General features: G+C 42.6%; 39 protein-coding genes and 1 tRNA gene. 33 read left to right on the top strand and 7 right to left on the bottom strand.

Annotated features, from left to right (window positions below):
* Window positions 1-57: 57 nt before the first annotated feature.
* The 7 genes from ACK1U4_RS08145 to gatC form a co-directional block, all read right to left on the bottom strand.
* Window positions 58-1,299: a tyrosine-type recombinase/integrase gene (locus ACK1U4_RS08145; RefSeq protein WP_419401963.1), complete on the bottom strand. Its 1,242-nt coding sequence runs from the start codon at window positions 1,297-1,299 to the stop codon at window positions 58-60.
* Between the two features lie 160 nt (window positions 1,300-1,459).
* A tRNA-Pro gene (locus tag ACK1U4_RS08140) sits at window positions 1,460-1,536 on the bottom strand.
* Between the two features lie 74 nt (window positions 1,537-1,610).
* Window positions 1,611-3,113 (bottom strand): Asp-tRNA(Asn)/Glu-tRNA(Gln) amidotransferase subunit GatB, encoded by a 1,503-nt coding sequence (gene gatB / locus ACK1U4_RS08135; protein ID WP_419401067.1) that lies wholly within the window; start codon window positions 3,111-3,113, stop codon window positions 1,611-1,613.
* Between the two features lie 37 nt (window positions 3,114-3,150).
* Window positions 3,151-3,480, bottom strand: a complete 330-nt coding sequence (locus ACK1U4_RS08130) for a hypothetical protein (protein WP_419401068.1) — start codon at window positions 3,478-3,480, stop codon at window positions 3,151-3,153.
* Between the two features lie 76 nt (window positions 3,481-3,556).
* Window positions 3,557-5,065: an Asp-tRNA(Asn)/Glu-tRNA(Gln) amidotransferase subunit GatA gene (gatA, locus tag ACK1U4_RS08125; protein ID WP_419401069.1), complete on the bottom strand. Its 1,509-nt coding sequence runs from the start codon at window positions 5,063-5,065 to the stop codon at window positions 3,557-3,559.
* A gap of 93 nt (window positions 5,066-5,158) precedes the next feature.
* Window positions 5,159-5,512 (bottom strand): hypothetical protein, encoded by a 354-nt coding sequence (locus tag ACK1U4_RS08120; RefSeq protein WP_419401070.1) that lies wholly within the window; start codon window positions 5,510-5,512, stop codon window positions 5,159-5,161.
* 53 nt (window positions 5,513-5,565) lie between these two features.
* A complete protein-coding gene (gene gatC, locus ACK1U4_RS08115; RefSeq protein WP_419401071.1) occupies window positions 5,566-5,868 on the bottom strand; it encodes an Asp-tRNA(Asn)/Glu-tRNA(Gln) amidotransferase subunit GatC in 303 nt (100 codons plus the stop codon).
* Window positions 5,869-6,257: 389 nt separating this feature from the next.
* Here gatC and ACK1U4_RS08110 point away from each other — a divergent pair, with 389 nt between their 5' ends.
* From ACK1U4_RS08110 to rplQ, 33 genes are all read left to right on the top strand, one after another.
* Window positions 6,258-7,286, top strand: a complete 1,029-nt coding sequence (locus ACK1U4_RS08110; protein ID WP_419401072.1) for a rod shape-determining protein — start codon at window positions 6,258-6,260, stop codon at window positions 7,284-7,286.
* A 70-nt stretch (window positions 7,287-7,356) separates the two neighbouring features.
* Window positions 7,357-8,184 (top strand): rod shape-determining protein MreC, encoded by an 828-nt coding sequence (mreC, locus tag ACK1U4_RS08105; protein WP_419401073.1) that lies wholly within the window; start codon window positions 7,357-7,359, stop codon window positions 8,182-8,184.
* Between the two features lie 9 nt (window positions 8,185-8,193).
* Window positions 8,194-8,673 (top strand): rod shape-determining protein MreD, encoded by a 480-nt coding sequence (mreD, locus tag ACK1U4_RS08100; protein WP_419401074.1) that lies wholly within the window; start codon window positions 8,194-8,196, stop codon window positions 8,671-8,673.
* A gap of 230 nt (window positions 8,674-8,903) precedes the next feature.
* A complete protein-coding gene (locus ACK1U4_RS08095; protein WP_419401075.1) occupies window positions 8,904-9,524 on the top strand; it encodes a Maf family protein in 621 nt (206 codons plus the stop codon).
* A 144-nt stretch (window positions 9,525-9,668) separates the two neighbouring features.
* Window positions 9,669-10,814 carry an acyltransferase family protein gene (locus tag ACK1U4_RS08090; protein WP_419401076.1) on the top strand — a complete coding sequence of 382 codons (1,146 nt, stop codon included), beginning with the start codon at window positions 9,669-9,671 and terminating at the stop codon, window positions 10,812-10,814.
* Between the two features lie 310 nt (window positions 10,815-11,124).
* Window positions 11,125-11,436: a 30S ribosomal protein S10 gene (gene rpsJ / locus ACK1U4_RS08085; protein ID WP_419401077.1), complete on the top strand. Its 312-nt coding sequence runs from the start codon at window positions 11,125-11,127 to the stop codon at window positions 11,434-11,436.
* A 68-nt stretch (window positions 11,437-11,504) separates the two neighbouring features.
* A complete protein-coding gene (gene rplC, locus ACK1U4_RS08080) occupies window positions 11,505-12,143 on the top strand; it encodes a 50S ribosomal protein L3 (protein ID WP_419401078.1) in 639 nt (212 codons plus the stop codon).
* Window positions 12,144-12,157: 14 nt separating this feature from the next.
* A complete protein-coding gene (gene rplD / locus ACK1U4_RS08075) occupies window positions 12,158-12,760 on the top strand; it encodes a 50S ribosomal protein L4 (protein ID WP_419401079.1) in 603 nt (200 codons plus the stop codon).
* The gene (gene rplW, locus ACK1U4_RS08070; RefSeq protein WP_419401080.1) at window positions 12,757-13,095 is read left to right on the top strand and encodes a 50S ribosomal protein L23; all 339 of its coding nucleotides are present in this window, start codon (window positions 12,757-12,759) and stop codon (window positions 13,093-13,095) included. The genes rplD and rplW overlap by 4 nt, the downstream gene beginning before the upstream one ends.
* 12 nt (window positions 13,096-13,107) lie before the next feature.
* A complete protein-coding gene (gene rplB, locus ACK1U4_RS08065; protein WP_419401081.1) occupies window positions 13,108-13,938 on the top strand; it encodes a 50S ribosomal protein L2 in 831 nt (276 codons plus the stop codon).
* 11 nt (window positions 13,939-13,949) lie between these two features.
* Window positions 13,950-14,225 (top strand): 30S ribosomal protein S19, encoded by a 276-nt coding sequence (rpsS, locus tag ACK1U4_RS08060; RefSeq protein WP_419401082.1) that lies wholly within the window; start codon window positions 13,950-13,952, stop codon window positions 14,223-14,225.
* Window positions 14,226-14,235: 10 nt separating this feature from the next.
* A complete protein-coding gene (rplV, locus tag ACK1U4_RS08055) occupies window positions 14,236-14,565 on the top strand; it encodes a 50S ribosomal protein L22 (protein WP_419401083.1) in 330 nt (109 codons plus the stop codon).
* A gap of 2 nt (window positions 14,566-14,567) precedes the next feature.
* Window positions 14,568-15,344, top strand: coding sequence for a 30S ribosomal protein S3 (gene rpsC, locus ACK1U4_RS08050; protein WP_419401084.1), 777 nt, complete (start codon window positions 14,568-14,570; stop codon window positions 15,342-15,344).
* Between the two features lie 3 nt (window positions 15,345-15,347).
* The gene (gene rplP, locus ACK1U4_RS08045) at window positions 15,348-15,761 is read left to right on the top strand and encodes a 50S ribosomal protein L16 (RefSeq protein ID WP_419401085.1); all 414 of its coding nucleotides are present in this window, start codon (window positions 15,348-15,350) and stop codon (window positions 15,759-15,761) included.
* Window positions 15,761-15,952: a 50S ribosomal protein L29 gene (rpmC, locus tag ACK1U4_RS08040; protein ID WP_419401086.1), complete on the top strand. Its 192-nt coding sequence runs from the start codon at window positions 15,761-15,763 to the stop codon at window positions 15,950-15,952. The genes rplP and rpmC overlap by 1 nt, the downstream gene beginning before the upstream one ends.
* 2 nt (window positions 15,953-15,954) lie before the next feature.
* Window positions 15,955-16,227 carry a 30S ribosomal protein S17 gene (rpsQ, locus tag ACK1U4_RS08035; protein ID WP_419401087.1) on the top strand — a complete coding sequence of 91 codons (273 nt, stop codon included), beginning with the start codon at window positions 15,955-15,957 and terminating at the stop codon, window positions 16,225-16,227.
* A gap of 120 nt (window positions 16,228-16,347) precedes the next feature.
* Complete coding sequence (gene rplN, locus ACK1U4_RS08030) at window positions 16,348-16,716, top strand: 50S ribosomal protein L14 (protein ID WP_019519207.1); 369 nt, start codon at window positions 16,348-16,350, stop codon at window positions 16,714-16,716.
* Between the two features lie 7 nt (window positions 16,717-16,723).
* Window positions 16,724-17,041, top strand: coding sequence for a 50S ribosomal protein L24 (gene rplX / locus ACK1U4_RS08025; protein ID WP_419401088.1), 318 nt, complete (start codon window positions 16,724-16,726; stop codon window positions 17,039-17,041).
* A gap of 19 nt (window positions 17,042-17,060) precedes the next feature.
* Window positions 17,061-17,600, top strand: coding sequence for a 50S ribosomal protein L5 (gene rplE, locus ACK1U4_RS08020; RefSeq protein ID WP_419401089.1), 540 nt, complete (start codon window positions 17,061-17,063; stop codon window positions 17,598-17,600).
* A 20-nt stretch (window positions 17,601-17,620) separates the two neighbouring features.
* Window positions 17,621-17,926 (top strand): 30S ribosomal protein S14, encoded by a 306-nt coding sequence (gene rpsN, locus ACK1U4_RS08015; RefSeq protein ID WP_419401090.1) that lies wholly within the window; start codon window positions 17,621-17,623, stop codon window positions 17,924-17,926.
* Window positions 17,927-17,937: 11 nt separating this feature from the next.
* Window positions 17,938-18,336, top strand: a complete 399-nt coding sequence (gene rpsH / locus ACK1U4_RS08010; RefSeq protein ID WP_419401091.1) for a 30S ribosomal protein S8 — start codon at window positions 17,938-17,940, stop codon at window positions 18,334-18,336.
* A 75-nt stretch (window positions 18,337-18,411) separates the two neighbouring features.
* On the top strand, window positions 18,412-18,945 hold the full coding sequence (gene rplF, locus ACK1U4_RS08005; protein ID WP_419401092.1) for a 50S ribosomal protein L6: 534 nt from the start codon (window positions 18,412-18,414) through the stop codon (window positions 18,943-18,945).
* Between the two features lie 15 nt (window positions 18,946-18,960).
* A complete protein-coding gene (gene rplR / locus ACK1U4_RS08000; RefSeq protein ID WP_419401104.1) occupies window positions 18,961-19,308 on the top strand; it encodes a 50S ribosomal protein L18 in 348 nt (115 codons plus the stop codon).
* Window positions 19,309-19,310: 2 nt separating this feature from the next.
* On the top strand, window positions 19,311-19,808 hold the full coding sequence (gene rpsE, locus ACK1U4_RS07995) for a 30S ribosomal protein S5 (RefSeq protein ID WP_419401093.1): 498 nt from the start codon (window positions 19,311-19,313) through the stop codon (window positions 19,806-19,808).
* An 18-nt stretch (window positions 19,809-19,826) separates the two neighbouring features.
* Window positions 19,827-20,006: a 50S ribosomal protein L30 gene (gene rpmD / locus ACK1U4_RS07990; RefSeq protein WP_419401094.1), complete on the top strand. Its 180-nt coding sequence runs from the start codon at window positions 19,827-19,829 to the stop codon at window positions 20,004-20,006.
* A complete protein-coding gene (gene rplO / locus ACK1U4_RS07985) occupies window positions 20,006-20,446 on the top strand; it encodes a 50S ribosomal protein L15 (protein WP_419401095.1) in 441 nt (146 codons plus the stop codon). Before rpmD ends, rplO begins: the two co-directional genes overlap by 1 nt.
* Before the next feature lie 6 nt (window positions 20,447-20,452).
* Window positions 20,453-21,790, top strand: a complete 1,338-nt coding sequence (gene secY / locus ACK1U4_RS07980; RefSeq protein ID WP_419401096.1) for a preprotein translocase subunit SecY — start codon at window positions 20,453-20,455, stop codon at window positions 21,788-21,790.
* A gap of 17 nt (window positions 21,791-21,807) precedes the next feature.
* Window positions 21,808-21,924: a 50S ribosomal protein L36 gene (gene rpmJ, locus ACK1U4_RS07975; RefSeq protein WP_040403280.1), complete on the top strand. Its 117-nt coding sequence runs from the start codon at window positions 21,808-21,810 to the stop codon at window positions 21,922-21,924.
* A 143-nt stretch (window positions 21,925-22,067) separates the two neighbouring features.
* Window positions 22,068-22,424: a 30S ribosomal protein S13 gene (rpsM, locus tag ACK1U4_RS07970; RefSeq protein WP_419401097.1), complete on the top strand. Its 357-nt coding sequence runs from the start codon at window positions 22,068-22,070 to the stop codon at window positions 22,422-22,424.
* 20 nt (window positions 22,425-22,444) lie between these two features.
* On the top strand, window positions 22,445-22,834 hold the full coding sequence (rpsK, locus tag ACK1U4_RS07965) for a 30S ribosomal protein S11 (protein ID WP_019519194.1): 390 nt from the start codon (window positions 22,445-22,447) through the stop codon (window positions 22,832-22,834).
* A gap of 29 nt (window positions 22,835-22,863) precedes the next feature.
* Window positions 22,864-23,505, top strand: coding sequence for a 30S ribosomal protein S4 (rpsD, locus tag ACK1U4_RS07960; RefSeq protein ID WP_419401098.1), 642 nt, complete (start codon window positions 22,864-22,866; stop codon window positions 23,503-23,505).
* 28 nt (window positions 23,506-23,533) lie between these two features.
* Window positions 23,534-24,541, top strand: a complete 1,008-nt coding sequence (locus ACK1U4_RS07955; protein WP_419401099.1) for a DNA-directed RNA polymerase subunit alpha — start codon at window positions 23,534-23,536, stop codon at window positions 24,539-24,541.
* 20 nt (window positions 24,542-24,561) lie between these two features.
* Window positions 24,562-24,921, top strand: a complete 360-nt coding sequence (rplQ, locus tag ACK1U4_RS07950; protein ID WP_419401100.1) for a 50S ribosomal protein L17 — start codon at window positions 24,562-24,564, stop codon at window positions 24,919-24,921.
* The last annotated feature ends 148 nt before the right edge of the window (window positions 24,922-25,069 follow it).

Raw genomic sequence — 25,069 nt, 5'->3', positions numbered from 1 at the left:
ATAAACCGTAATGAACCAATGTAAACTCCTGCCGTTCCAGTTCCTTATCATGGTCGCTTACTCATTTATAGCTTTGATTGCTTTGCTACTGGCAAAATGAATTAAATTATCTATCTTGCCTGCCTTAGCGTCATCAATCATGTTCGCCCATTCGTTCATCATCTTGACCCTATAAAGCAAATGCTCTGCCCCATTGTATGCCTTGCTGATTTTGTTTTCCTTGTCGTGGGCTAGTTGCAATTCGATAGCTTCATGCAGGTATTGGCGTTCGTGTAGGGTGGTACTGGCAAGCCCACGGAAGCCGTGACCAGTCATCAAGCCACGATAGCCCATCTTATCTAAAGCATTGGTAAAAACATTCTCACTGTATGGCTGTTGGCGTGACGAATTATAAAAAACGTAAGTATCGGATAAACCTAACTCACGGATTTGTTCCAGTATTGCCAACACTTGAGGGGCAAGCGGTACAATGTGAGGGCGGTTCATTTTCATGCGTTCGGAGGGTATTCGCCATAATTTGGCTTGCCAGTCTATTTCATCCCACTGCATAAAGCGTAATTCATTGGTACGCACAAAGGTATAAGCCAAAAGGTAAAAGCCCAGTTTGGTGAGTAAATCGCCCTTGTAGCTGTCAATGGTGTTTAGCAGTTTGGGCAACTGGTGAAAGGTAATCCGTGCAAAACTCTGTTGTTTGCGTGGGGCTAATGCCTCGCTTAGTTTGTAGGTAGGATTTGACGTGACAATACCTAACCGCATGGCATAGGTAAAAACTTGCCCAATCTGTCCAATGGCTCGCCTTGCCATATCGCCTGCCCCTCGGTTCTCGATACGGTGGGCGATGTCCAGTATCTCAAGTGGGTTAATGGTGGTAATGTCCTTGCCACCGATAAATGGCTTTATATCACGCTCATATAGGCTATAGTCACGGCTGAAAGTTCCTGCCTTGATACTGTCCTTTCGTTTGCCATGCCATTGCTCGGCTAAATTGGAAAACTGGTTTATACCGTCACGAATTGCGGTATATTTTTTCTTTTCCGCTTTGGGGTCTATACCGTTGGCTATCATGTCTTTTATTTGGTTGTTGCGTTCTCTTGCCTGTTGAAGTGTCATTGTAGGGTATTTGCCAATGGTAAGGCTTTCACGTTTACCGCCAAACGTATAATCGCTTACCCATACCTTGTTACCAGTATGGCGAACCCACAAGCGTAGGTTATCGCCATCGCTGTACTTATCGGGGCGTGATGGTGTGCATTTATCGGTTGGTTTTAGCTTTCTGATTTGGGTATCGGTTAGGGGCATGACGGTATATTTCCAACGGTATAAAAATATACCGTAAAATATACCGTAATTATTCGTGAATTTAAAGGAATTTGACTGAACCGCAATGAACGGCTAGATGGCTGAAACCCATATAAAAAGGGCGTTCGTGAACTATAACGAACGCCCTTAATATGTTGTTTGGTCGGAGTGGCGGGATTCGAACTCGCGACCCCTTGCACCCCATGCAAGTGCGCTACCAAGCTGCGCTACACCCCGAATAGGCTTGCTATTATATACAATTTTAGATTTTTTGCAACGTGTACGAGCTGTTAATTTATGGGTTTTTATTTTTACCCAATCAACGACTTTAACAATTCATTGACTTGAGCAGGATTCGCTTTACCTTTACTGGCCTTCATCACTTGTCCGACTAGACCATTAAAGGCTTTTTCTTTCCCAGACTTATACTCATCAACCATCACTTGATTGTTTGCCAAGACTTCTTCCACAATAGCTTTAATCGCCCCTGTATCGGTTTCTTGCTTCAAGCCTTTATCAGCAATGATTTTATCGACAGCATCATCACCATCACCACCTTCACCCGCAAACAGGGCAGTAAAGGCTTGCTTGGCAAGTTTGCCCGATAGCGTATTGTCTTTGATACGTTCGATGAGTTTGGCAAATTGCCCTACGCTAATCGGTGATTGCTCAATGGTTTTTTCATCTTTGTTTAACGCACCAAGTAAGTCACCCATCACCCAGTTGGCGGTCATTTTTGCACTATCTTTACCCACTTTTTCGACCACATTTTCAAAGTAATCCGCTAACGAACGACTGGCAGTCAAAATACGGCTATCGTATTCTGATAAGCCCAAATCCGCTTGAAAACGCTCACGGCGAGCGACTGGCAATTCTGGCAATTTGGCTTTAATCGCCTCAAAATCCGCTTCATCAATATGCACAGGCAATAGGTCAGGGTCTGGGAAGTAGCGGTAATCGTTGGCTTCTTCCTTAGTACGCATGGCACGGGTGGTATTGGTGCTAGGGTCGTATAGGCGAGTGGCTTGTTGGACTTTGCCACCGTCTTCGATAAGGTCGATTTGACGTTCGATTTCGGCATTGATTGCCATTTCGATAAAGCGGAATGAGTTGATATTTTTTAGCTCATTGCGAGTGCCAAACGGCTCATTTGGCTTACGCACCGATACGTTACAGTCGGCACGGAATGAGCCTTCCGCCATAATCGCATCAGAGATGCCAAGCCAAGTGACAAGCTGATGAATCGCTTTGACATAGGCGACCGCCTCACTGGCAGACCGCATATCAGGCTCAGACACGATTTCGATAAGGGGCGTACCTGCACGGTTTAAGTCCACGCCTGTCATCTGTGGCACGGCATCATGCACAGATTTACCTGCATCTTCTTCTAGGTGAGCCCGTGTGATACCGATACGTTTGGCGTATTCGTTTTTTTCGCCTTCATTGACCACGATGTCAATATAGCCTTGTCCGACAATCGGATGAGCCATTTGGCTGATTTGGTAGCCTTTTGGCAAGTCTGGGTAAAAGTAGTTTTTGCGGTCAAAGGCGTTCATCATACCGATTTCAGCATTCACACCCAAGCCGAACATGACGGCTTTTTCGACCACTTCTTTGTTTAGCACAGGTAATACACCAGGCATCGCCAAGTCTAAGATATTGGCTTGGGTGTTCGGCTCTTGCCCGAATAGGGTCGAGGCTGGCGAGAAGATTTTGGTGTTGGTGTTGAGTTGGCAGTGGATTTCAATACCGATTACCACTTCGTAGCCATCAACGAGTAATTCCTTGCGGATTGGGGCGTTAGTTTCGCTCATTTTTGTTCCTACTTTAAAATTTAATCATTTGTAAAACTTAAGGTTTGTAATTTTTGGGGAAAATTTCGCTCTCTTCAAATTCTGTTAATTCAATTTTGTCAAAATCGTCAGGAATTTTGATATCAGGTAACATCCCTATTCGTGAAGGACGATTAGCCTTTAAAGCACTTTTATTAGTAATTTTCTCACGAATACGTTTCATCACTATGTGATAATCTTCGCCTTTAAATCCGTTTTTCTCAATTTCATGCAACCGCTCATCAAGTAGCTTTTTATGCCAATCGGGAATTTCAGCGGTTTCTAAATTCGAGTCAATTACTTTATTTTGCATTAAAAACAACCTGTCATCTTTGCGAGAAGAACGCATTGATAAACACACTATTCATAAACTGTAATACTTTGACAGCCTTTATTCATTACGTTGAATAATGATTAATATTGTCTTATTGATTCGCAATCGGCGACAACTGCTGATGCCAATTGGTCGCTTGCTGATACGCATCTACCGTTTGCAATAAGGTATCTTCCGCCCATGCTTTACCAATCAACTGCAAGCCCACAGGCAAGCCTAAACCTTGGGCGTCAAAGCCAATAGGGTGGCTGATGGCTGGCAATCCTGCCAAGTTCACCCCAATGGTATAAACATCGCCCATATAAATCTCCGCAGGGCTCAGTGACGCACCGATTTTGTAAGCAGTCGTTGGGGCGGTTGGCGTGGCGATGACATCACACTGCGACAAGGCTTTATTAAAATCATCACGAATCAAACGGCGAACTTTTTGGGCTTTGACATAATAGGCATCAAAATAACCTGCTGATAGGGCATACGTCCCCATCAAAATACGGCGTTGCACTTCTGCCCCAAAGCCTTCTGAACGTGAGCGAGTGTAAAGGTCTTGCAAGTCTTTAGGGTTTTCACAGCGATAGCCATAACGCACACCATCAAAGCGTGACAAGTTTGATGATGCTTCGGCAGGGGCAAGCAGATAATAAGTCGCAAGGGTAATTTCAGGGGATGTCAAATTGACATCGACAATGGTCGCACCCAGGTCTTCGTATTGTTTAAGCGATTGCTTAATCACCACATCGACTTCGCTGTTTAAGCCTTTGCCAAAATATTCAGTTGGAAGACCGATTTTTAACCCTGCTAAAGGTTTGTCGCCCCCAGATTGAGAGGGGGACTGGCGTTTAGACTGCAAATCTGCCACCCAATTTGGTACGTCTTTATTGGCAGAGGTTGAGTCTTTTTGGTCAAATCCTGCCAATACTTCTAGCAAATAGGCACAGTCTTCCGCGGTTTTACCAAACGTCCCTGCTTGGTCGAAACTTGACGCATACGCCACCATGCCAAAGCGTGACACACGTCCATAGGTCGGCTTGATGCCTGTCAAGCCACAAAAAGAAGCAGGTTGACGGATTGAACCCCCTGTGTCCGAACCTGTAGCAAATGGGGCAAGTCCCCCTGCTACCGCTGAGGCACTACCGCCTGATGAGCCACCTGGTACACGGTCTAGCTCCCAAGGGTTATGCACCGCCCCGAAATATGAGCTTTCGTTGTCCGAACCCATCGCAAATTCATCCATAGAGGTCTTGCCGAGCATGACCAATCCTGCGTCATTGCAATGTTCGACAATGGTAGCGTTGTATGGCGACACGAAGTTGGCAAGCATTTTTGAGCCACAGGTGGTGAGTACGCCTTGGGTGTTAAAAATGTCTTTTTGTGCCATCGGGATACCAGTTAGCGGATGTGCATTGCCACTGGCAAGACGTTCATCGGCTTGTTTAGCAGAAGCTAAGGCAAGCTCTGGGGTGACGGTGATAAAGCTGTTCAAGTCTTTATCGTGTTTGGCAATGCGGTCAAGGAAGTGTTGGGTGAGTTCAACACTGCTGAATTGTTTGCTGTGTAAGCCGTCTGATAGGGCTTTAATGGATAATTGGTGAAATTGGGTCATGGTGTTCTCTTTTTATACGTTAAAACTGGATATTGTCTTGGTTTCGTGGGGTACGTTTTACGCACCTTTTTAAATTAAATCTTTGGTTAAAAACTAAAAGGTAATATAAATATCATCACTAAAAAATTCATACACATGAACTAAACTTTCTCTAGGCTGATAAGACACCCATTCTGTGACAAGAATAAGAGAATTATCGCTTATGTTGTAAACACCAACGCTACCTTCTGTTAGATAAGTACAAAATTTATCAATCAAAACATTATCTTCCAATATTTTAGAGCAGTTATTGATAAATAACGTAAAGTTCACATATTTATCATTCGCCTCATCAAAAAAATCGCAATAAATTTGCAGATTATTGTTATCTTGTTTGCAATTTAGAATGGTGCAGTCCATTAAAATATTGAAGTTTTTGGATTGTATAGAAAGTGGCTTGTGATTCATCGTATTAACCTTGCAGTGTGTAAAACACACCCTACGAAAAATTTTCTACAAAATCACTCAATCACTTGTGGCACGAGGAATAGTCCATCAGCAACGCTTGGGGCGATTGACTGATTTAGCTCACGATTGACCGTGATACCATTGCCATCGACCACATCTTCACGCAGACGTTGGGTCATATCATGCACATTGGTCAGCGGTGCAACGCCATCGGTATTCACATCCGCCAAAATATCCATCATCGCCAAAATTTTACTCAAATCTTTGGCATAACTATCTGCTTGCTCGGCATTCACCGCAAGGCGAGAAAGGCTTGCCACATTCATAATATCATCGGTTGAAATTGATTGGCTCATCAAAAATCCTTACATAAATTATTTTTGTCAAAAAACTTATCAATTCAGTGATAATAGGCAAAGATACCTATTAAAATTCTGCTGAATCTTTAAGTAATCTTACAGAATTGTTTCTTTCATAATTTGTCACAAAAAAATCAAATATCATGGCTTAATCTGATTAAATGACTATATTTTGCGATATTTTAACGTTATAATCTAGCACTATTCAATTTTATCGTAAAAATGTTGCAATATTTCACCTTGCTGGATTTATCTTGATTGGCTAATTTTGCTAAAAAACTTTACAAAAGGTCAAATCTTGCCTAAAAATCTTGCGTGAGCAACGTCACGAAAACTATAATATCTATCTTTTGCACCGTATTTTGTCTTTCACTGGAAAATGATACATGAGCCTGTTTGGATTTTTATCAAGTAATATTGCCATCGACCTCGGCACTGCCAACACCTTGATTTTTACACCTGGTAAAGGGGTTGTGCTAAATGAACCTACCGTAGTTGCCTTGCGTAGCAACCGCACCCAAAACCCAACGGTGGCGGCGGTTGGCTTAGATGCCAAACAAATGCTAGGACGCACTCCAGATAATATCACCGCAATTCGCCCACTCAAAGATGGCGTAATTGCCGACTTTGAAGTTACCCAAAAAATGCTCAAGCACTTTATCAATAAAGTCAAAGCCAAGCGTTTTTTAGCCAATCCTAACGTCATTGTTTGCGTTCCTTGTAAATCAACTTTAGTCGAACGCCGTGCGATTCGTGAAGCGGTCGAGTCGGCTGGGGCAAATAAAGCCATGTTGCTAGAAGAGCCAATGGCAGCGGCGATTGGTGCAGGGTTGCCTGTGCATGATGCCAGTGGTTCAATGGTGGTAGATATCGGTGGTGGTACGACTGAAATTGCGGTCATCGCCTTATCTGGCTGTGTGTATTCTGATTCGATTCGTATCGGTGGCGATGTGTTTGATGAAGCGATTATCACCCATGTTCGCCGTACCCACGGTTGTGTGATTGGTGAAACTACTGCAGAACGTATCAAAACCGAAGTCGGCTGTGCCATTGATGAAGGCAAACCACTTGAAGTCGAAGTACGTGGACGTAGCATGGCAGAAGGTGTGCCAAAAAGCTTTACCGTCACTTCAACCGAAATCCAAAAAGCCTTGAGCGACCCATTGGCAGGCATTATTACAGGTGTAAAAGCCGCCCTAGAACAAACGCCACCAGAGCTATCAGCCGATATCGCAGAGCGTGGCATTGTCTTGACAGGTGGTGGTGCATTATTGCGTAATCTTGATACGCTGATTTCTCGTGAAACAGGGTTGCCTGTCACCGTTGCGGAAGATCCATTGACTTGTGTCAGCCGTGGTGGTGGTAAAGCATTAGAATTTATCAATAATAAAGCATTAAACATGATTTTTGTTTAATTGACTTAACCTGTTCTGCTCAATACCGCTACTCTTAGCGGTATTGTCGTTATCTGTGGAAGTATGATTTATGTCCTTAACTATCTTTACTCAGCAACCGCTTGCGATGCGAAAAACAGCGATTGTGGCATTTATTGCTGTGGTGTTTATGCTGTTGGATAGTAAAAATCCCACATGGTTTCAGCCATTGCGTAATGTTAGCCATGCTTCCATGCAACCCATTTACCAAATGTCGGCTTACCCCAGTTTTTTTGGTCATTGGGTCGATGGTTCAACCACCAGTAAAGAAGCCCTTCGCCGAGAAAATATCCAACTCAAGACCGCTTTGGCTCATGCTAATGCCCAGTTGCAACAGCAAGATTATTTGATTGCTGAAAATTCACGCTTGCAAGGGATATTATCCGCCACACGCATTGATCAGTTTAATCTTGTGTTATCACAAGTCATTGGTACGGATAGCAATCCGTTACGCCAAATGGTCGTGATTAATAAAGGGGCAAAAGATGGTGTCAAAATCGGTCAAACGGTACTGGACGAAAAAGGCATTTTGGGGCAGGTCATCAATGTCTATGATGATACTTGTCGAGTGTTGTTGATTAGTGATGACCAACAATCCGTGGCAGTGACCATCAAACGCACTGGGCAAAAAGCCATCGTTACAGGTAAGGGTAATCCACAATATTTATCGCTAGATTATATCTTTAAGGCATCGGATGTACGAATTGGTGATGAGCTGATTTCATCAGGGTTAGGTGGTCGGATTCCTGCAGGATTCCCTGTTGGGCGTGTCGCCAAAGTCGAATCCGAGCAAGCAGGGGGCTATGCCAAAATCATGGTCACGCCATCTGCGAACTTTGTGAACACCTCGTATGTGCTATTACTGCAACAAAAGAGTTAAGCCAATCCTATGCCTGTGTCAAAAATCACCAAATCTCATTTTTATACCATGATGGTCATCAGCTTTTTGGTTGCATCAGTGTTAAGCGTGTATCCGCTTTCCCCCAGTTGGGTGGTGTTTCGCCCCATGTGGCTGGTGATGGTGCTGATTTTTTGGTTGATTTTTCAGCCGACCTTATTGGGTGTGGTCGTGGCATTTTTTGTCGGATTAGTGGCGGATTTTTTGACCGATAGCCGATTGGGACAGCAAGCCTTATGTGCGGTGGTCATGGCATTTTTTATCAAATTTGTCAGTGGTTATTTACGTCAACTTTCTTCAACTTCGGTATGGATATTGGCAGGTTTTTGCTTGTTACTTTACCAAAGCTGTTTGATTTTCTTGCATTTATTTACCCAGTCGGTATTTGCTCCCCAATTATGGTGGTCAGTGGTGGTGAGTGTGTTTATTTGGCCTTTGTTAGTGGCAGTATTAGCAAAATATACCCATTAACTTTTTTGGTAGTGTATCAAAAGTAAGTTTTGACAATCGTAAGGTGCGTCATACGCACCTACATTTTTATTGTTTAAAACTTACCGATTTTATAGAGAATTTAATCAGAAATAAGACTTGAAAATTTTGGGCGTATACAATACGCCCCTACCAAACTGTTTTATTTCTAAGTTAAACGACTATACATTACCAACTTTCTATATCTTTAAAAGATTATTGCCTAAAATCCTATGTTTAACGATTTATCCATTATCCTTGCTTCGACTTCCCCACGCCGTCACGAATTACTTAATCAAGTGGGCATTGCTCATCAACGCCTTGCGGTCGAGATTGACGAAACCCAAGCCAATGGCGAATCACCCACCGACTATATTGCTCGCATGGTGCAACAAAAAGCCGAATCCGCATTAAGCCTTATCCCTCAAATTGACCAGCCGACATTCGTGATTACCGCCGATACCATTGGCGTATTGGCGACAGGCGAAGTGCTACAAAAACCTGCCAATTTTGCCGAAGCGGTGCGTATGTGGCAGGCGATGAGTGATACCACCCATCAAGTATGGACAGCCGTGCAAGTCAGTCGACTGCGATGGCAAGGGCAACAGTTTGAAATCGACCATGCGACCCAAGCCTTGGTCAAAACCGAAGTGCAATTTGTGGCACTATCTGAGTCGATGATGACCGATTATTGGCAAACAGGTGAGCCACACGATAAAGCAGGAGGCTATGCCATTCAAGGGCTGGGCGGTGCATGGGTCAAAGCCATCAATGGCAGTTATAGCAATGTGGTGGGCTTGCCGTTGGTCGAAACCATTGATTTGTTAAAACAACTGAAAGCCAGTGAGCTATAGCCATAGAAATTATTTTTTGGTACGGAAACCGCTCGCCCTGAGCCTGTCGAAGGGTCGGTTTCCGTTATGGTTCGACAAGCTCACCACGAACGGAAACGTGCCAATTTTAAATTTCTATCACTATAACCGTTGATTGAGAGTTTTGTGCCACCTTCTATCTACTTGCCATTCATTTATATCATCACGCTTGTGGGCTTTTGTATCATCGCCCCACGACTGCCATTTATCCCAAAACTTGACCCACAAGTCGTGGCTCGCCAATCACCGATTGATGGGCTACGAGGGATTTTAGCGACTGCGGTGTTTGCCTTTCATTTTTATATCAATTACGGTTTTGGGCAAACAGGGCGGTGGGTATCGCCCAGTCAGTTGTTTTTGCTCAATATGGGGGCAGTGCCTGTGTCATTATTTTTTATGATTACAGGATTTTTGTTTTTTAATAAACTCAAAAACCTCAATACCGATTGGCAATCACTATATTTTGGACGAATTAAAAGAATTTACCCATTATTCGTATTTTTAGCATTATTATCTGTTGTCATTATTGGGGGTCAAAATCACTTTCAGCTTGACCTTGAATCACTGATACGCTGGCTAATGCCGTGGCTATGGTTTGATGTTCAGCCGTTTAAGCCATTTTTTGCCAAACCCCTAATTGTGGGGGCGGTGTGGACTTTGGCATACGAATGGGCGTTTTATTCAGCATTGCCGTTAATAGCGATGTTATTCCATAAAAAATTTAGCTTAACTATCAAACAGATAGCCTTTATTGCGATAACGGCAAGTTTGGCATTTTATTTATTTCGCCATACCATCACTCAGTTATATTGGCTATTTGCAGGGGCAGTGGTGGCGATACATTTTGCTGATACGTTTCGCCATTTATTGCAACAATATCGCCAATGGTTGAACGTTATTTTACCCATAGCAGTGTTAGCGATTATGGTGTTTACCAAGCCTTATTCGCCTTTGCAAATGGGGGTATTGGCGGTGCTGTTTGGTTTTATTGCCAATGGTTATAGCTTTTTTGGTGGCTTGTATCAGCGAGGGTTGTTGTTTTTGGGAGAGGTTAGTTATAGTGTTTATTTATTGCATGGTGTGGTGATTTATGGCATTTTTTATGGGTTAAAGGTGTTTGATTTTGCACAGCCTGTGATGATGTATGTTTGGCTGTTTATACCTACTTTTATATTGGTGGTGATTGTGGCGTATTTTGGGCATCAGTTTATAGAAATGCCATTTTATAAAAACAGCAAAAAACGGTTGCAATCTGTTCAAAACCCTGTATAATACAGCCCACTTAACTTATTGCAGGGTGGCGAAGATGATTCGTCAAATCTTTTAAAAAGATAAAGCCCTTTAATACAGTCGCTCCATCGTTTGCGACACGAAGATATAAAATACAGTTTCACCAACTGTTGATTACTTGCAGACTTTTTATTAAAAGTTGCCAAATCAATAGTGCAAGTGGAACTGGCGTTTTTTTATTTTCAAAAAAAGCAACCAGCAGTTCTAAGTTAGGTGCTAACTCAATAACAGCTTAACACCCAACGCAAGAACTTAACCCATATCTATAACCCATATTTAGGAGCTTACTGGCATGGCTAACCAGAAAATCCGTATCAGACTTAAATCTTTTGACCATCGTCTGATTGACCAATCGGCTCAAGAGATTGTCGATACCGCCAAACGTACAGGTGCCCAAGTTCGTGGTCCAGTACCGCTACCAACTCGCATTGAACGCTTCAATATCTTGACTTCACCTCACGTGAACAAAGATGCCCGTGACCAATACGAAATTCGTACTTACAAACGTATGGTAGATATCGTTCAGCCAACTGACAAAACAGTCGATGCACTGATGAAGTTGGACTTAGCGGCGGGTGTTGATGTACAAATCGCATTAGGCTAACCCCATAGGTTCAATCCTTAGGAATCAGACCTAACTTGAATAATAGTAAACATTAAGAGGTTAACAACATGGCGATCGGTTTAGTCGGAAAAAAATGCGGCATGACTCGTATCTTCACCGAAGCAGGTGTTTCTATCCCTGTGACCGTTGTTGAAGTTACTGCCAACCGTATCTCACAAATCAAAACACAAGACACAGATGGCTACCAAGCTATCCAAGTCACCACTGGTACACGTCGTGATTCACGTGTAACATCTGCCCAAAAAGGTCACTTTGCTAAAGCAGGCGTGGCAGCAGGTCGTGGTACTTGGGAATTTCGTGTCGAAGAAAGCGAACTTGAAGGTCGTGAAGCAGGTAATGAGCTTTTAGCCGATGTATTTACCGTAGGTCAAATCGTTGACGTAACAGGTACTAGCAAAGGTAAAGGCTTCCAAGGTGGTATCAAACGTCACAACTTCCGTTCACAAGACTGGACTCATGGTAACTCAGTATCTCACCGTGTTGTGGGTTCTACAGGTCAAAACCAAACTCCAGGTCGTGTATTTAAAGGCAAAAAAATGCCAGGTCAAATGGGTAACAAACGTGTGACCGTACAAGGACTAGAAGTGATTTCAGTTGATGCTGAAAAAGGTATCCTAGTAATCAAGGGTGCAATTCCTGGTGCCAACGGTGGCGACGTTATCGTACGTCCATCAGTTAAAGCTTAATCAAGGGGATTAACGTGAATCTAAATACAGTAACAGGTTCGGCGGTTGAGCTATCAGACGTAGCATTTGGTCGTGAATTCAATGAAGCCCTCGTTCACCAAGTCGTTACCGCCTACTTAGCAGGTGGTCGTCAAGGTAGCCGTGCTCAAAAAACTCGTGGTGAAGTATCTGGCGGTGGTAAAAAGCCATGGCGTCAAAAAGGTACTGGCCGCGCACGTGCTGGCTCAATCCGTAGCCCAATTTGGGTTGGTGGTGGTCGTGCATTTGCAGCCAAACCACAAGACTGGTCACAAAAAGTGAACCGCAAAATGTACCGTGGTGCAATGCAATGTATCCTTGCCGAATTAATTCGTCAAGACCGCCTTGTATTGGTAGAAGACATCACCGTGTCTGCACCAAAAACTAAAGAGTTAATTGCTAAACTTAAAGATTTGAATGCACCAAAAGCATTAATCGTAACTGCTGAAGTTGATGAAAATCTTTATCTAGCCGCTCGCAATATTCCTTATGTCAGCGTGGTAGGTAGTCGTGAAGTCGACCCAGTAAGCCTTATCGCATTTGACAAGGTCATCATGTCTGTCGCAGCCGCCAAAGAAATTGAGGGAGTGTTAGCATGAATAACGCAAGACTATATCAGGTACTAAAAGCACCTGTATTCTCAGAAAAATCTCAAATCTTAGGCGACACATTGGGTGTTCAAGTATTCAAAGTTGACACCAATGCGACCAAACTTGAGATTAAAAAAGCCGTAGAATTAATGTTTGATGGTGTTGAAGTAGTTAAAGTTAACACCTTGAATGTTAAAGGTAAGACAAAGCGATTTGGTCGCACGGTAGGTCGTCGTCAAGACTACAAAAAAGCCTATGTGACCTTAAAAGCTGGTCAAGATGTTGCTGCACTAGATGCAGTTAATGCAGACGTAGCAGAAACACCTGCTGCCGTTAACGAATAAGGATAACTTACAATGCCTATCGTAAAAGCAAAACCGACATCACCAGGTCGCCGATTTGTCGAAAAAGTGGTGCATCCACACCTTTATAAAGGTCGTCCTCATGCAGCATTAGTCGAGTCAAAAGGCAAAACTGGTGGTCGTAACAACAACGGTCGTATTACCACTCGTCACATCGGTGGTGGTCATAAACAACATTACCGTTTAGTTGACTTCAAACGTAACAAAGACAACATCCCAGCCATCGTAGAGCGTATCGAGTACGATCCAAACCGTACCGCACACATCGCTCTATTGAAATATGCTGACGGTGAACGCCGTTACATCATCGCACCAAAAAAATTGCAACAAGGCGACACTGTACTATCAGGTGAAACAGCACCGATTCGTCCAGGTAACTGTATGCCATTACGTAGTATCCCAGTTGGTACAGTGATTCACAATATCGAACTAAAAATCGGTAAAGGTGCTCAAATCGCTCGTTCAGCAGGTGCTGCCGTGCAACTACTAGGTCGTGACGGTATTTATGCTATCGTACGTTTACGTTCTGGTGAAACCCGCCGTATCCACGTCAACTGTCGTGCGGTTATTGGTGAAGTTTCAAACACAGAAAACAACCTAAAATCATTGGGTAAAGCAGGTGCTAATCGTTGGCGTGGCGTTCGTCCGACCGTTCGTGGTACAGCGATGAACCCAGTTGACCACCCACACGGTGGTGGTGAAGGTCGTAACTTCGGTAAACACCCAACCAGCCCATGGGGTCAAAAGGCTAAAGGTCTTAAAACACGTTCTAACAAACGTACTGACCACATGATTATCCGCCGTCGTCGTGTCAACAAGAAATAAGGAATAATTTCATGCCTCGTTCATTGAAAAAAGGTCCATTCATCGACGCACACTTATTTGCCAAAGTTGAAACTGCGTTAGAAACTAACTCACGCAAACCAATCAAAACTTGGTCACGTCGCTCAATGATTTTGCCACAAATGGTCGGCTTAACCATCTCTGTTCATAACGGTCGTACTCACGTACCTGTTATCGTTAACGAACAAATGGTAGGTCATAAACTTGGTGAATTTGCTCCAACCCGTACCTATCGTGGTCATGGCGTTGACAAGAAAGCTAAAAAATAAGGTGCGAACTATGGAAGTAACTGCAAAATTACGCGGTGCCGCCATTTCGGCACAAAAAGTACGCTTGGTCGCTGACGAAATTCGTGGCAAAAACATCGAGCGTGCATTAGACATCTTAACCTTTAGCAACAAAAAAGCTGCTAAATTGGTTAAAAAATGTTTAGAATCAGCGATTGCAAATGCTGAACACAACAACGGTTTAGATATTGACACCTTGCGTGTTTCTACCATTTACGTTGATGAAGGCATCACGCTAAAACGTATTCTACCACGTGCGAAAGGACGTGCAGACCGTATTAGCAAACGTACTTGCCACATCACAGTCAAGGTAGGAGAATAACAATGGGACAAAAAGTTCATCCAATCGGTATCCGTCTTGGCGTGATTCGTAAAGCAAACGCTAACTGGTATGCAGATCCAAAAAAATATTCTGAATACTTAATCAACGATTTACAAGTGCGTAAATTTATTGAAAACAAGCTAAACAAACGTGACACAGGCAAAGAAAAAGCTGTAAACGCCATGATTAGCAACATCAATATTGAACGTTCTAGTGGTACAGCCAAAATCACCATCTCAACTGCTCGCCCTGGTATCATTATCGGTAAAAGCGGTGCGGATATTGAGTCTTTACAAAAAGAACTCACCAAATTGATGGGCGTACCTGCACAAGTCAGCATTGAAGAAATCACCCAACCAGACCTAGACGCACGTCTAGTCGCTGAAGGAATTGCTTCACAACTTGAGCGTCGTGTAATGTTCCGCCGTGCCATGAAACGTGCCGTACAAAACAGCATGAAAGCAGGTGCACAAGGCATTAAAGTTGAACTATCAGGTCGTCTTGGCGGTGCAGAAATTGCTCGCTCAGAATGGTATCGTGAAGGTCGTGTACCACTACATACCTTGCGTGCAGACATTGACTACTCAAACGTCCGTGCTGAAACCACCTATGGTACAATCGGCGTAAAAGTATGGATTTTCCGTGGTGAAATTCTTGACGGTATGAACCGCATTTATAATCCTGTAAAAGAAGACAAAAAACCACAAGCACCACAAAAACGTCGTGCCTCACGCAGTGACCGTCCACGTGGTGAACGTCCAGCTAAAGACAGAGGTTAAGATATGTTACAACCAAAACGTACCAAGTTTCGTAAAGTACAAAAAGGACGTAATACGGGTCTAGCACACCGTGGTAGTAGCGTATCTTTTGGTACTATCGGACTTAAATCAATCGAGCGTGGTCGTATGACAGCTCGTCAAATCGAAGCAGCACGTCGTACCATTTCTCGTCGTATTAAACGTGGTGGTAAAATCTGGATTCGTGTATTCCCAGACAAACCAATTACCGAAAAACCACTAGAAGTTCGTATGGGTAAAGGTAAAGGTCCAGTTGAGTATTGGGTCTGTGAAATCAAACCAGGCAAAATGCTATACGAAATCGAAGGGGTTTCTGACGAGCTTGCAACAGAAGCATTCACGTTGGCCGCGGCAAAATTGCCATTCAAAACTGCCATTGTTAAACGGACGATAATGTAATGAAAATCAGTGAATTACGAGATAAATCAATCGAAGAGCTGACCCAATTACTAGATGAAAAGCAACTTGAAGCCTTTCGTCTTCGTATGGCAAAAGCCACAGGTCAGCTAGGTAACACCCATGAGATTAAAGGCAACCGTCGCACGATTGCCCAAATCAAAACCTTACTAACTCAAAAACAAGAGGGTTAATCATGAGTGAACAAAATGTAAGCCAAGACATTGGTACTGTTACTGGCAAAGTTGTCAGTGACAAAATGGACAAAACCATCACAGTTTTAGTAGAACGCCGTATTCGCCATCCAAAATATGGCAAAATGATTCGCCGTTCAACCAAACTTCATGCCCATGATGAAAACAACACCTGTGGCATGGGTGATGTAGTTCGTATCAAAGAAAGCCGTCCACTATCAAAAACCAAATCATGGGTCTTGGTGGATATCGTAGAAAAAGCAGTTAATATCTAATTAACCAAACCTAATTAGTTTTTAATAATTGCAAAACAAGTCAAATACTGCTACAATATGCCACCTTAAAAATGGCTTATTGTGGCAAAGACTTGTTTTGCCAATTTATGGAGTAACGCGATGATTCAGACTGAAACAATGCTGGAAGTTGCAGACAACAGTGGTGCAAAACGAGTACAATGTATCAAAGTACTAGGCGGCTCGCATCGTCGTTATGCATCAGTAGGCGACATCATTAAAGTGACCGTGAAAGAAGCAATTCCTCGTGGTCGTGTCAAAAAAGGTGATGTAATGAATGCGGTAGTCGTACGCACCAAATTCGGCGTGCGTCGTCCTGACGGTTCAGTACTACGTTTTGATGATAATGCAGCTGTGTTGTTAAACAACAATAAAGCACCAATTGCAACACGTATCTTTGGACCAGTAACCCGCGAACTACGTGGCGAACAATTCATGAAGATTGTTTCACTAGCCCCAGAAGTATTGTGAGGAAAACATGGCAAAATTACGTAAAGGCGACCAAGTAATCGTCCTAGCTGGCAAAGACAAAGGCAAGCAAGGCACTATCTTGGCAGTAAAAGATGACCGTGTAAAAGTCGAAGGCATCAATATTGTTAAAAAACACCAAAAGCCTAATCAAATGACAGGCAAAGAAGGTGGCATTATTGAGCAAGAAGCATTTTTACATATTTCAAACGTTGCGATTTTTAACGCAGCAACCCAAAAGGCAGATCGTATTTCTTACCAAGTGAACGCAGAAGGCAAAAAACAACGTGTCTATCGTTCATCAGGTGAAGTTGTGGCGACTGCATAACCATCTAAGGGTATTGGTAATGGCAAGACTTAAAACAGTATATAACGAAGAGCTTAAGCAAAAACTTCAGCAAGAGCTTGGTTTACAAAACGTGATGGAAATCCCAAAAATCACCAAAATCACCCTAAATATGGGTGTTGGTGGGGCGGCTCAAGACAAAAAAATTCTTGAAGGTGCAGTAGCGGACATGACAGCGATTGCAGGTCAAAAACCCGTCATCACAAAAGCACGCAAATCAGTAGCAGGCTTTAAAATCCGTGAAGAATGGCCAATTGGCTGTAAAGTCACCCTTCGTGGTGAGCAAATGTACGAATTCTTGGATCGTTTGATCTCTATCTCAATTCCTCGTATTCGTGACTTCCGTGGTTTTTCTGACAAAGCGTTTGATGGTCGTGGCAACTATTCTTTGGGTATCAAAGAACAAATCGTTTTCCCAGAAGTTGATTTTGACAAAATTGACCGCATCCGTGGTTTAGACATTACCATTACTACTACCGCTAAAACTGACGAACAAGGTCGTGCATTGCTTAAAGCATTCGGCTTTCCCTTCAAAGGTTAATCAGCAAGGATAATAGCAATATGGCAAAGAAAAGTATGATTAATCGCGAATTAAAACGCGAAGCGACTGTTGCTAAATATGCCGAAAAGCGAGCCAAGCTAAAAGCAATTATGAGCGACATCAATGCAACTGACGAAGAGCGTCTTGACGCAATGCTTGCCCTACAAGCATTGCCACGTAACGCTTCACCAGTTCGCTTACGTAACCGTTGTGCCTTAACAGGTCGTCCACATGGTTACTTCCGTAAATTTGGTCTTTCACGTAATATGATTCGTGAAAAAGTAATGCAAGGCGATGTGCCTGGCGTTCACAAAGCAAGCTGGTAAGGAGATATCATATGAGTATGCAAGATACCGTTGCTGATATGTTAACTCGTATCCGTAATGCACAAATGGCTAACAAAGCCTCAGTTACTATGCCAAACTCAAAACTACGTAAATCAATTGCCGATTTATTGGTAAACGAAGGCTATGTAGCCACTGCAACAACTGAAGAAGTTGCGACTGGTAAAACTGAATTGACCATCGAATTAAAATATTTTGAAGGCAAACCTGTCATCGAAATGTTAAAACGCTATAGCCGTCCAGGTTTGCGTCAATACCGTGGTAAAGATGAACTACCAAGCATTCAACAAGGCTTAGGTGTTGCAATCATCTCTACTAATAAAGGCATCATGAGTGATCGTGAAGCTCGTAAACAAGGCTTGGGTGGCGAAGTTATCGCTTTCGTTGCATAAGTCTTTTTGAAGAAGGGCAGGCATAGATTGATCATGCCTGTTCGTTTTTTATTAACTTTTATAGGAATTACCCGTATGTCTCGTGTGGCTAAAGCCCCAGTAACCTTGCCAAATGGCACAAGCGTTACTTTGAACGGTCAGCAGGTTGAAGTTAAAGGTAGCAAAGGTACACTTACGCTACGCCTGCATGATTTGGTCGAGCTAAAACAGGAAGATAACACTGTTACTCTTTCACCAAAATCTGATACCAAAGATGGTTGGATGCACACAGGTACTGTTCGTGCCATCCTTAACAACATGGTAAAAGGTGTTTCTGAAGGCTTTGAACGTCGTCTACAATTGATTGGTGTTGGTTATAAAGCCGCTGTCGCTGGTAATAAGGTTAACTTGAACTTGGGTTATTCACACCCAATCGAATACACCTTACCAGAAGGCGTAACTGCTGAAACCCCAACAGCGACCGAAATTATCCTAAAATCAACGGATAAACAAAAACTAGGTCAAGCAGCTGCCAATATTCGTGGCTATCGCCCACCTGAGCCTTACAAAGGCAAAGGCGTTCGTTATAGCGATGAGCATGTCGCTCGTAAAGAAGCTAAGAAAAAATAAAGGTGAAATGATATGTTGGATAAAAAAGCTGCTCGCTTACGCCGAGCGAAAAAAACCCGCTTTCATATTCGTGGTTTAGGTGTCAACCGTTTGTTGGTTAACCGTACCAATAGCCACATCTATGCACAAGTTATTTCACCTACTGGTGGTGAAGTATTGGCTCAAGCTTCAACCCTTGATGCAACCTTACGTGCAGGGCAAACTAGCAACATTGATGCAGCAACTGCTGTTGGTAAATTAATCGCAGAACGTGCAAAAGCTGCTGGCATTAGCAAAGTCGCATTTGACCGTAGTGGTTTTAAATATCATGGTCGTGTAAAAGCCTTGGCTGAAGCCGCTCGTGAAAATGGATTGGAGTTCTAATCATGGCAAAAGTTGAACAAACAGACGGTTTGGTAGAACGCCTAGTCACCGTAGGTCGTGTTTCTAAAGTAGTTAAAGGTGGTCGTATTTTTTCTTTTACTGCCTTAACAGTTGTTGGTGATGGCAATGGTCGTGTTGGCTTTGGTCGTGGTAAAGCTCGTGAAGTGCCTGCTGCTATCCAAAAAGCCCTTGAAGCCGCTAAACGTAATATGATTACTGTTGAATTAGACGGTACAACACTACAACACCCAATTACCGCTCGTCATGGTGCAAGCCGTGTATATATGCAACCTGCCTCAGAAGGTACAGGTGTTATTGCAGGTGGTGCAATGCGTGCAGTGCTTGAAGTAGCAGGCGTTAAAGATGTATTAACAAAATGCTATGGTTCAACCAACAATGCAAACGTTGTACGTGCGACTTTTAATGGTCTAAAAGAAATGGCTACGCCTGAACATGTAGCTGCCAAACGTGGCAAGACTGTTGAAGAAATTTTGGGCTAAGAGATAAGGTGAGTTATCATGAAAACAATGAAAGTTACTCAAATTAAATCGTCTGCCCACCGTTTAGCAAGTCATAAGGCTTGTTTAAAAGGCTTAGGGTTACGTCGAATTGGTCATACTGTTGAAGTTGAAGATACCCCTTCGACCCGTGGTATGGTAAACCGCGTTAACTATATGGTTAAAGTGGAGGAAGTATAATGGGTCTACGTCTAAATGAATTAAGCCCTGCTGAAGGCTCAAGAAAAACCAAACACCGTCGTGGACGTGGTATTGGTTCTGGCATCGGTAAAACGGGTGGTCGTGGTGTGAAAGGTCAAACTTCACGCACAGGTTCTGGTATTCGCTCAGGCTTTGAAGGCGGTCAAATGCCTTTATATCGCCGTTTACCAAAATTTGGCTTTACCAGTAAATTAGCCATGGTAACTGCAGAAGTGCGTTTATCAGAGTTAAATAAAGTAGAAGGTGATGTAGTTAGCGTTGAAACTTTAAAAGCCGCTAATATTATTCGCCACGATATGCAACGTGTGCGTATCATTCTTTCTGGTGAAGTTACCAAAGCATATACCTTTAAAGGTGTAAAAGTGACCAAAGGTGCTAAAACAGCGATTGAAACCGCTGGCGGTACCGTTGAGGAGTAATCCTACATGACAAAGCATTCAACATCAATGAACCCATTGGCGTTTATCAGAAAATATGATGAACTTTTCAATCGTTTATTATTTTTGTTGGGTGCTTTAATTGTTTATCGTTTTGGTTCGCACGTACCGATTCCAGGTATGAACCCTGATAGCTTGGCTAACTTTTTTAAAACCAATGAAAATACCATTCTAGGACTATTTAATATGTTCTCGGGTGGTGCATTGGAACGTATGTCAGTCATGGCTTTAGGGATTATGCCTTATATCTCTGCATCAATTATTGTGCAAATGATGTCGGCAGTCATTCCTTCTTTAGAAGCATTAAAAAAAGAAGGACAGGCAGGTCAGCGTCAAATAAATAAATATACCCGTCAACTTACCTTATTATTGGCACTGGTGCAATCTGTGGGTATGTGTACAGGCTTGATAAGTCAAAAATTGACTTTAGCAACAGGCTTGGCATTTTATATCCCTGCTGTTACCTCGTTGGTAGCAGGTTCGATGTTTTTGATGTGGTTAGGTGAGCAAATTACCGAACGTGGTATTGGTAACGGTATTTCCATGCTAATTTTAGCAGGGATTGTTGCAACGTTTCCAAGTGTAGTCACACAATCCATAAATGCAGTGCAACAAGGACAGATGAACATGATAGCATTGTTTATCTTTGTATTGTTAGCCTTAGCGGTTGTGGCAGGAATTGTCTTTATTGAACGAGCTCAACGCCGTATTCCTGTAAACTATGCCCAAAAACAACAACAAGGGCGTAAGATTTATGCCCAACAACAATCACATTTACCATTAAAAATTAATATGGCAGGGGTTATTCCTGCAATTTTTGCCAGTTCATTGTTGTTATTTCCTGCCAGTTTAGGGCAATGGGTTGGTCAATCTGCCAATCCTAATATGTTCCAAAGTTTTATGCAAAACTTTGCATTATTATTGTCCCCTGGTACACCGTTATATTTGTTTATTTTTGGTGCATTAATTATTTTCTTTTGTTATTTTTATACGGCTTTGGTATTTAGTCCAAAAGAAGTAGCAGAAAACTTGAAAAAGAGTGGAGCATATATTCCCGGTATTCGCCCAGGGCAACAGACCCAGCGTTATTTGGATCATGTCTTAAACCGCTTAACCTTCATTGGTGCGGTCTATATGACAGTTATCTGCTTAATGCCAATGATTTTGCAAAACGCATTTGGTATTCCATTTCATTTAGGTGGTACGTCAGTATTGATTACAGTCGTGGTGATTATGGACTTTATCGCACAAATTAAGGCCCATTTGATGACCCATCAATACCATGATTATAGTTTAGTGCAATCCAACTTGGTTAAACAATCCTAACAATTAAGGAGCTTATGATGAAAGTTCAAGCATCAGTAAAAAGAATTTGTGGTAGCTGTAAAATTGTACGCCGCAAAGGTGTTGTACGTGTGATTTGCAGTGCAGAACCACGTCACAAACAACGTCAAGGCTAATTTAGGTCTTGCAAAAAAGTAGCGGATAAGGTATCATCCGCTACTTGTCGTTATTTTGAAACTTTTGTAGATAACCAAAGCTTCAAAATATCACGTCAACGCAGGTGCAATAGCACCTTGTTTTTAAATTTGGAGAAATGTCAATGGCTCGTATTGCCGGTGTAAACATTCCGGATAACAAACATGCTGTGATTTCATTGACTTATATTTTTGGTATTGGTCGTACTACTGCTGCTAAAATCTTAGAAGCCGTAAACATCGCACCAACGACTAAAATTAGTCAATTAGATGATACACAGCTTGATGCTATCCGTTCTCAAGTTGCAGAATATGCGACGGAAGGTGACTTGCGTCGTGAAATCTCAATGAACATTAAACGCTTGGTTGACTTAGGTTGCTATCGTGGCTTACGTCATCGTCGTGGTTTGCCTGTTAACGGACAACGTACTAAAACGAATGCCCGTACTCGTAAAGGCCCACGTAAAGCAATTAAAAAATAATTAACTTAGGAAGCTAAAAGATGGCAAAAGACACTCGCAGTCGCAAAAAAGTGACTCGTCGCTCAGTATCAGAGGGCGTAGCTCATATCCATGCGTCTTTTAATAACACCATTGTTACCATTACCGATCGTCAAGGTAATGCTTTGGCTTGGGCCACCGCAGGTGGACAAGGCTTCCGTGGTTCACGTAAATCAACACCATTCGCTGCTCAGGTAGCGGCTGAAGTAGCTGGTAAAGCTGCTCAAGAATATGGTGTCAAGAATGTTGATGTCTTGGTTAAAGGTCCAGGACCTGGTCGTGAGTCTGCGGTAAGAGCATTAGGTGCATTGGGTTATAAAATCAACAGCATTAGCGATGTAACCCCGATTCCTCATAACGGAACTCGTCCACCCAAAAAACGTCGTGTTTAATATGCAACGTTGCGAATAAGGAGACTTATATGGCCCGTTATCTAGGTCCAAAACTAAAACTTTCTCGTCGTGAAGGTACTGATTTACAATTAAAATCAGGTGTAAAAGCGTACGAAGAAAAAACCAAAAAAGCTGATCGTGCCCCTGGTCAACATGGTAACCCACGTAGCAAAACATCAGAATACTCATTGCAGTTACGTGAAAAACAAAAAGTTAAGCGTATTTATGGTGTGTTAGAGCGTCAATTCTCAAACTACTATAAAGAAGCTGCCCGTATGAAAGGTGCAACAGGTGAAAACCTACTTCAAATGTTAGAACGCCGTTTGGATAATGTTGTTTATCGCATGGGTTTTGGTGCGACACGTGCTGAAGCACGTCAACTTGTAAGTCACCGTGCAATTTTGGTGAAAAAAGCAGGTCGTGACGAATTCGTTCGTGTGAATATCCCATCAATTCAATTGCAAGATGGTGACGTGATTGCTGTACACGAAAAATCAAAAGAACAATTGCGTATCAAAAACGCCATTGAACTTGCGAGCCAACGTGGTACACCTGCATGGTTAGAAGTTGACCATAGCAAATTGCAAGGTACATTCAAACAAGCACCTGAGCGTGCTGAATTACCAGCAGAAATCAACGAACACTTGATTGTTGAGTTGTACTCTAAATAATTAATTTTATAAAAAGTCGAGGTGACATATGATGCTAAATGCTACAGAGTTTCTTACACCGAATGCCATTCACGTGGACACGGTTAATGAAACGCATGCCAAAGTCACGCTCGAACCGTTAGAGCGGGGTTTTGGGCATACTCTAGGGAATGCCCTTCGCCGTATTCTATTATCTTCATTACCTGGTGCTGCTGTCGTTGAAGCAGAAATCGAAGGTGTTGATCATGAGTATTCCACGCTAGAGGGATTGCAAGAAGATGTATTAGACTTGCTACTCAACCTTAAAGACTTGGCAATTCAAGTTCATGACCAAAATGAAGTATTCTTGACCCTTGACAAACAAGGTCCGGGAACTGTATTGGCTTCAGATATTGAGCTACCCCATAATGTTGAAATTATCAACCCTGATTTAGTTATTGGCACATTGAGTGACCGTGGGCATCTAAAAATGCGTTTACGTGTTGCAATGGGTCGTGGTTATGAGCCTGCAAATGCTCGTAAAGAATCAGGTGAAAATAAGACAATTGGGCGTTTAAAGCTTGATGCCAGTTATAGTCCTATTATTCGTGTCGCTTATCAAGTCGAAAATGCTCGTGTTGAGCAACGTACTGACTTAGACCGTTTGGTAATTGAGCTTGAAACCAATGGCACGATTGACCCTGAAGAAGCAATTCGTAAAGCAGCAACTATTTTACAGCAACAAATTGCCGTATTTGTAGATTTAGAAGCTGAAGAAATGCCAGAGCCTGTTAAGGAAAAAGAAGAAGTTGACCCTGTGCTGTTACGCCCAGTGGATGACTTGGAATTAACGGTTCGCTCAGCAAATTGCTTGAAAGCGGAAAATATCTATTACATTGGCGATTTGGTACAACGCACCGAAACTGAGTTGTTAAAAACCCCAAATCTAGGTAAGAAATCATTAACTGAAATCAAAGATGTACTAGCGTCTAAAGACTTAGAGCTAGGTATGCGTCTTGAAAATTGGCCACCTGCTGATTTGCGTGTTGATGACCGTTTTTCTTACCGTAGCCGTTAACATTTAAAGGAAGTTTGACCATGCGACATCGTAATAGTGGCGTGAAACTGGGTCGTACCAGCAGCCATCGTAAGGCAATGTTCCAAAATATGACGAACTCATTATTTGAACATGAACTTATCAAAACCACTTTGCCAAAGGCGAAAGAATTACGCCGTGTAGCAGAGCCATTAATCACATTAGCAAAAGAAGATTCTGTTGCTAATCGCCGTTTAGCATTTAGCCGTTTGCGTAGCAAAGCGGTTGTTGGTAAACTATTCACTACATTAGGTCCACGCTATAAAACTCGCCAAGGCGGTTATTTGCGTATCATCAAATGTGGTTACCGTGATGGTGATGCTGCTCCAATGGCATACGTTGAATTAGTTGACCGTGACTAATTTTATTGACTGTGCTATTTAGGCAGTAAATTGACCCCATAGGCTTGCTTATGGGGTTTTTTATTTTAATCACTGAAGTTACGCACTTCAATAAAAACAAGGTATTATAAAAAAAAGCAAGTCACTAAGAGCCGACAAATGAATAGAG

This window comes from Moraxella sp. TY6 (assembly GCF_048551375.1).
Lineage (GTDB): Bacteria > Pseudomonadota > Gammaproteobacteria > Pseudomonadales > Moraxellaceae > Faucicola.
This window is presented reverse-complemented; position numbering and strand designations above follow the sequence as displayed.

Coding starts and splice junctions, on each gene's coding strand:
- ACK1U4_RS07955 (WP_419401099.1), top strand. CDS start 23,534: ATGATGCTAAATGCTACAGAGTTTCTTACACCGAATGCCATTCACGTG.
- gatB (WP_419401067.1), bottom strand. CDS start 3,113: ATGAGCGAAACTAACGCCCCAATCCGCAAGGAATTACTCGTTGATGGC.
- rplW (WP_419401080.1), top strand. CDS start 12,757: ATGAATAACGCAAGACTATATCAGGTACTAAAAGCACCTGTATTCTCA.
- rplV (WP_419401083.1), top strand. CDS start 14,236: ATGGAAGTAACTGCAAAATTACGCGGTGCCGCCATTTCGGCACAAAAA.
- ACK1U4_RS08110 (WP_419401072.1), top strand. CDS start 6,258: ATGAGCCTGTTTGGATTTTTATCAAGTAATATTGCCATCGACCTCGGC.
- rpsS (WP_419401082.1), top strand. CDS start 13,950: ATGCCTCGTTCATTGAAAAAAGGTCCATTCATCGACGCACACTTATTT.
- rpsE (WP_419401093.1), top strand. CDS start 19,311: ATGGCAAAAGTTGAACAAACAGACGGTTTGGTAGAACGCCTAGTCACC.
- gatC (WP_419401071.1), bottom strand. CDS start 5,868: ATGAGCCAATCAATTTCAACCGATGATATTATGAATGTGGCAAGCCTT.
- secY (WP_419401096.1), top strand. CDS start 20,453: ATGACAAAGCATTCAACATCAATGAACCCATTGGCGTTTATCAGAAAA.
- rpsH (WP_419401091.1), top strand. CDS start 17,938: ATGAGTATGCAAGATACCGTTGCTGATATGTTAACTCGTATCCGTAAT.
- rpsJ (WP_419401077.1), top strand. CDS start 11,125: ATGGCTAACCAGAAAATCCGTATCAGACTTAAATCTTTTGACCATCGT.
- rpmJ (WP_040403280.1), top strand. CDS start 21,808: ATGAAAGTTCAAGCATCAGTAAAAAGAATTTGTGGTAGCTGTAAAATT.
- rpsD (WP_419401098.1), top strand. CDS start 22,864: ATGGCCCGTTATCTAGGTCCAAAACTAAAACTTTCTCGTCGTGAAGGT.
- mreC (WP_419401073.1), top strand. CDS start 7,357: ATGTCCTTAACTATCTTTACTCAGCAACCGCTTGCGATGCGAAAAACA.
- rpmD (WP_419401094.1), top strand. CDS start 19,827: ATGAAAACAATGAAAGTTACTCAAATTAAATCGTCTGCCCACCGTTTA.
- rplO (WP_419401095.1), top strand. CDS start 20,006: ATGGGTCTACGTCTAAATGAATTAAGCCCTGCTGAAGGCTCAAGAAAA.
- rpsC (WP_419401084.1), top strand. CDS start 14,568: ATGGGACAAAAAGTTCATCCAATCGGTATCCGTCTTGGCGTGATTCGT.
- rplN (WP_019519207.1), top strand. CDS start 16,348: ATGATTCAGACTGAAACAATGCTGGAAGTTGCAGACAACAGTGGTGCA.
- ACK1U4_RS08120 (WP_419401070.1), bottom strand. CDS start 5,512: ATGAATCACAAGCCACTTTCTATACAATCCAAAAACTTCAATATTTTA.
- mreD (WP_419401074.1), top strand. CDS start 8,194: ATGCCTGTGTCAAAAATCACCAAATCTCATTTTTATACCATGATGGTC.
- rpsM (WP_419401097.1), top strand. CDS start 22,068: ATGGCTCGTATTGCCGGTGTAAACATTCCGGATAACAAACATGCTGTG.
- rpsK (WP_019519194.1), top strand. CDS start 22,445: ATGGCAAAAGACACTCGCAGTCGCAAAAAAGTGACTCGTCGCTCAGTA.
- rpsQ (WP_419401087.1), top strand. CDS start 15,955: ATGAGTGAACAAAATGTAAGCCAAGACATTGGTACTGTTACTGGCAAA.
- rplE (WP_419401089.1), top strand. CDS start 17,061: ATGGCAAGACTTAAAACAGTATATAACGAAGAGCTTAAGCAAAAACTT.
- rplQ (WP_419401100.1), top strand. CDS start 24,562: ATGCGACATCGTAATAGTGGCGTGAAACTGGGTCGTACCAGCAGCCAT.
- rplB (WP_419401081.1), top strand. CDS start 13,108: ATGCCTATCGTAAAAGCAAAACCGACATCACCAGGTCGCCGATTTGTC.
- rpsN (WP_419401090.1), top strand. CDS start 17,621: ATGGCAAAGAAAAGTATGATTAATCGCGAATTAAAACGCGAAGCGACT.
- gatA (WP_419401069.1), bottom strand. CDS start 5,065: ATGACCCAATTTCACCAATTATCCATTAAAGCCCTATCAGACGGCTTA.
- rplP (WP_419401085.1), top strand. CDS start 15,348: ATGTTACAACCAAAACGTACCAAGTTTCGTAAAGTACAAAAAGGACGT.
- rplC (WP_419401078.1), top strand. CDS start 11,505: ATGGCGATCGGTTTAGTCGGAAAAAAATGCGGCATGACTCGTATCTTC.
- rplF (WP_419401092.1), top strand. CDS start 18,412: ATGTCTCGTGTGGCTAAAGCCCCAGTAACCTTGCCAAATGGCACAAGC.
- ACK1U4_RS08130 (WP_419401068.1), bottom strand. CDS start 3,480: ATGCGTTCTTCTCGCAAAGATGACAGGTTGTTTTTAATGCAAAATAAA.
- ACK1U4_RS08145 (WP_419401963.1), bottom strand. CDS start 1,299: ATGCCCCTAACCGATACCCAAATCAGAAAGCTAAAACCAACCGATAAA.
- rpmC (WP_419401086.1), top strand. CDS start 15,761: ATGAAAATCAGTGAATTACGAGATAAATCAATCGAAGAGCTGACCCAA.
- ACK1U4_RS08095 (WP_419401075.1), top strand. CDS start 8,904: ATGTTTAACGATTTATCCATTATCCTTGCTTCGACTTCCCCACGCCGT.
- rplX (WP_419401088.1), top strand. CDS start 16,724: ATGGCAAAATTACGTAAAGGCGACCAAGTAATCGTCCTAGCTGGCAAA.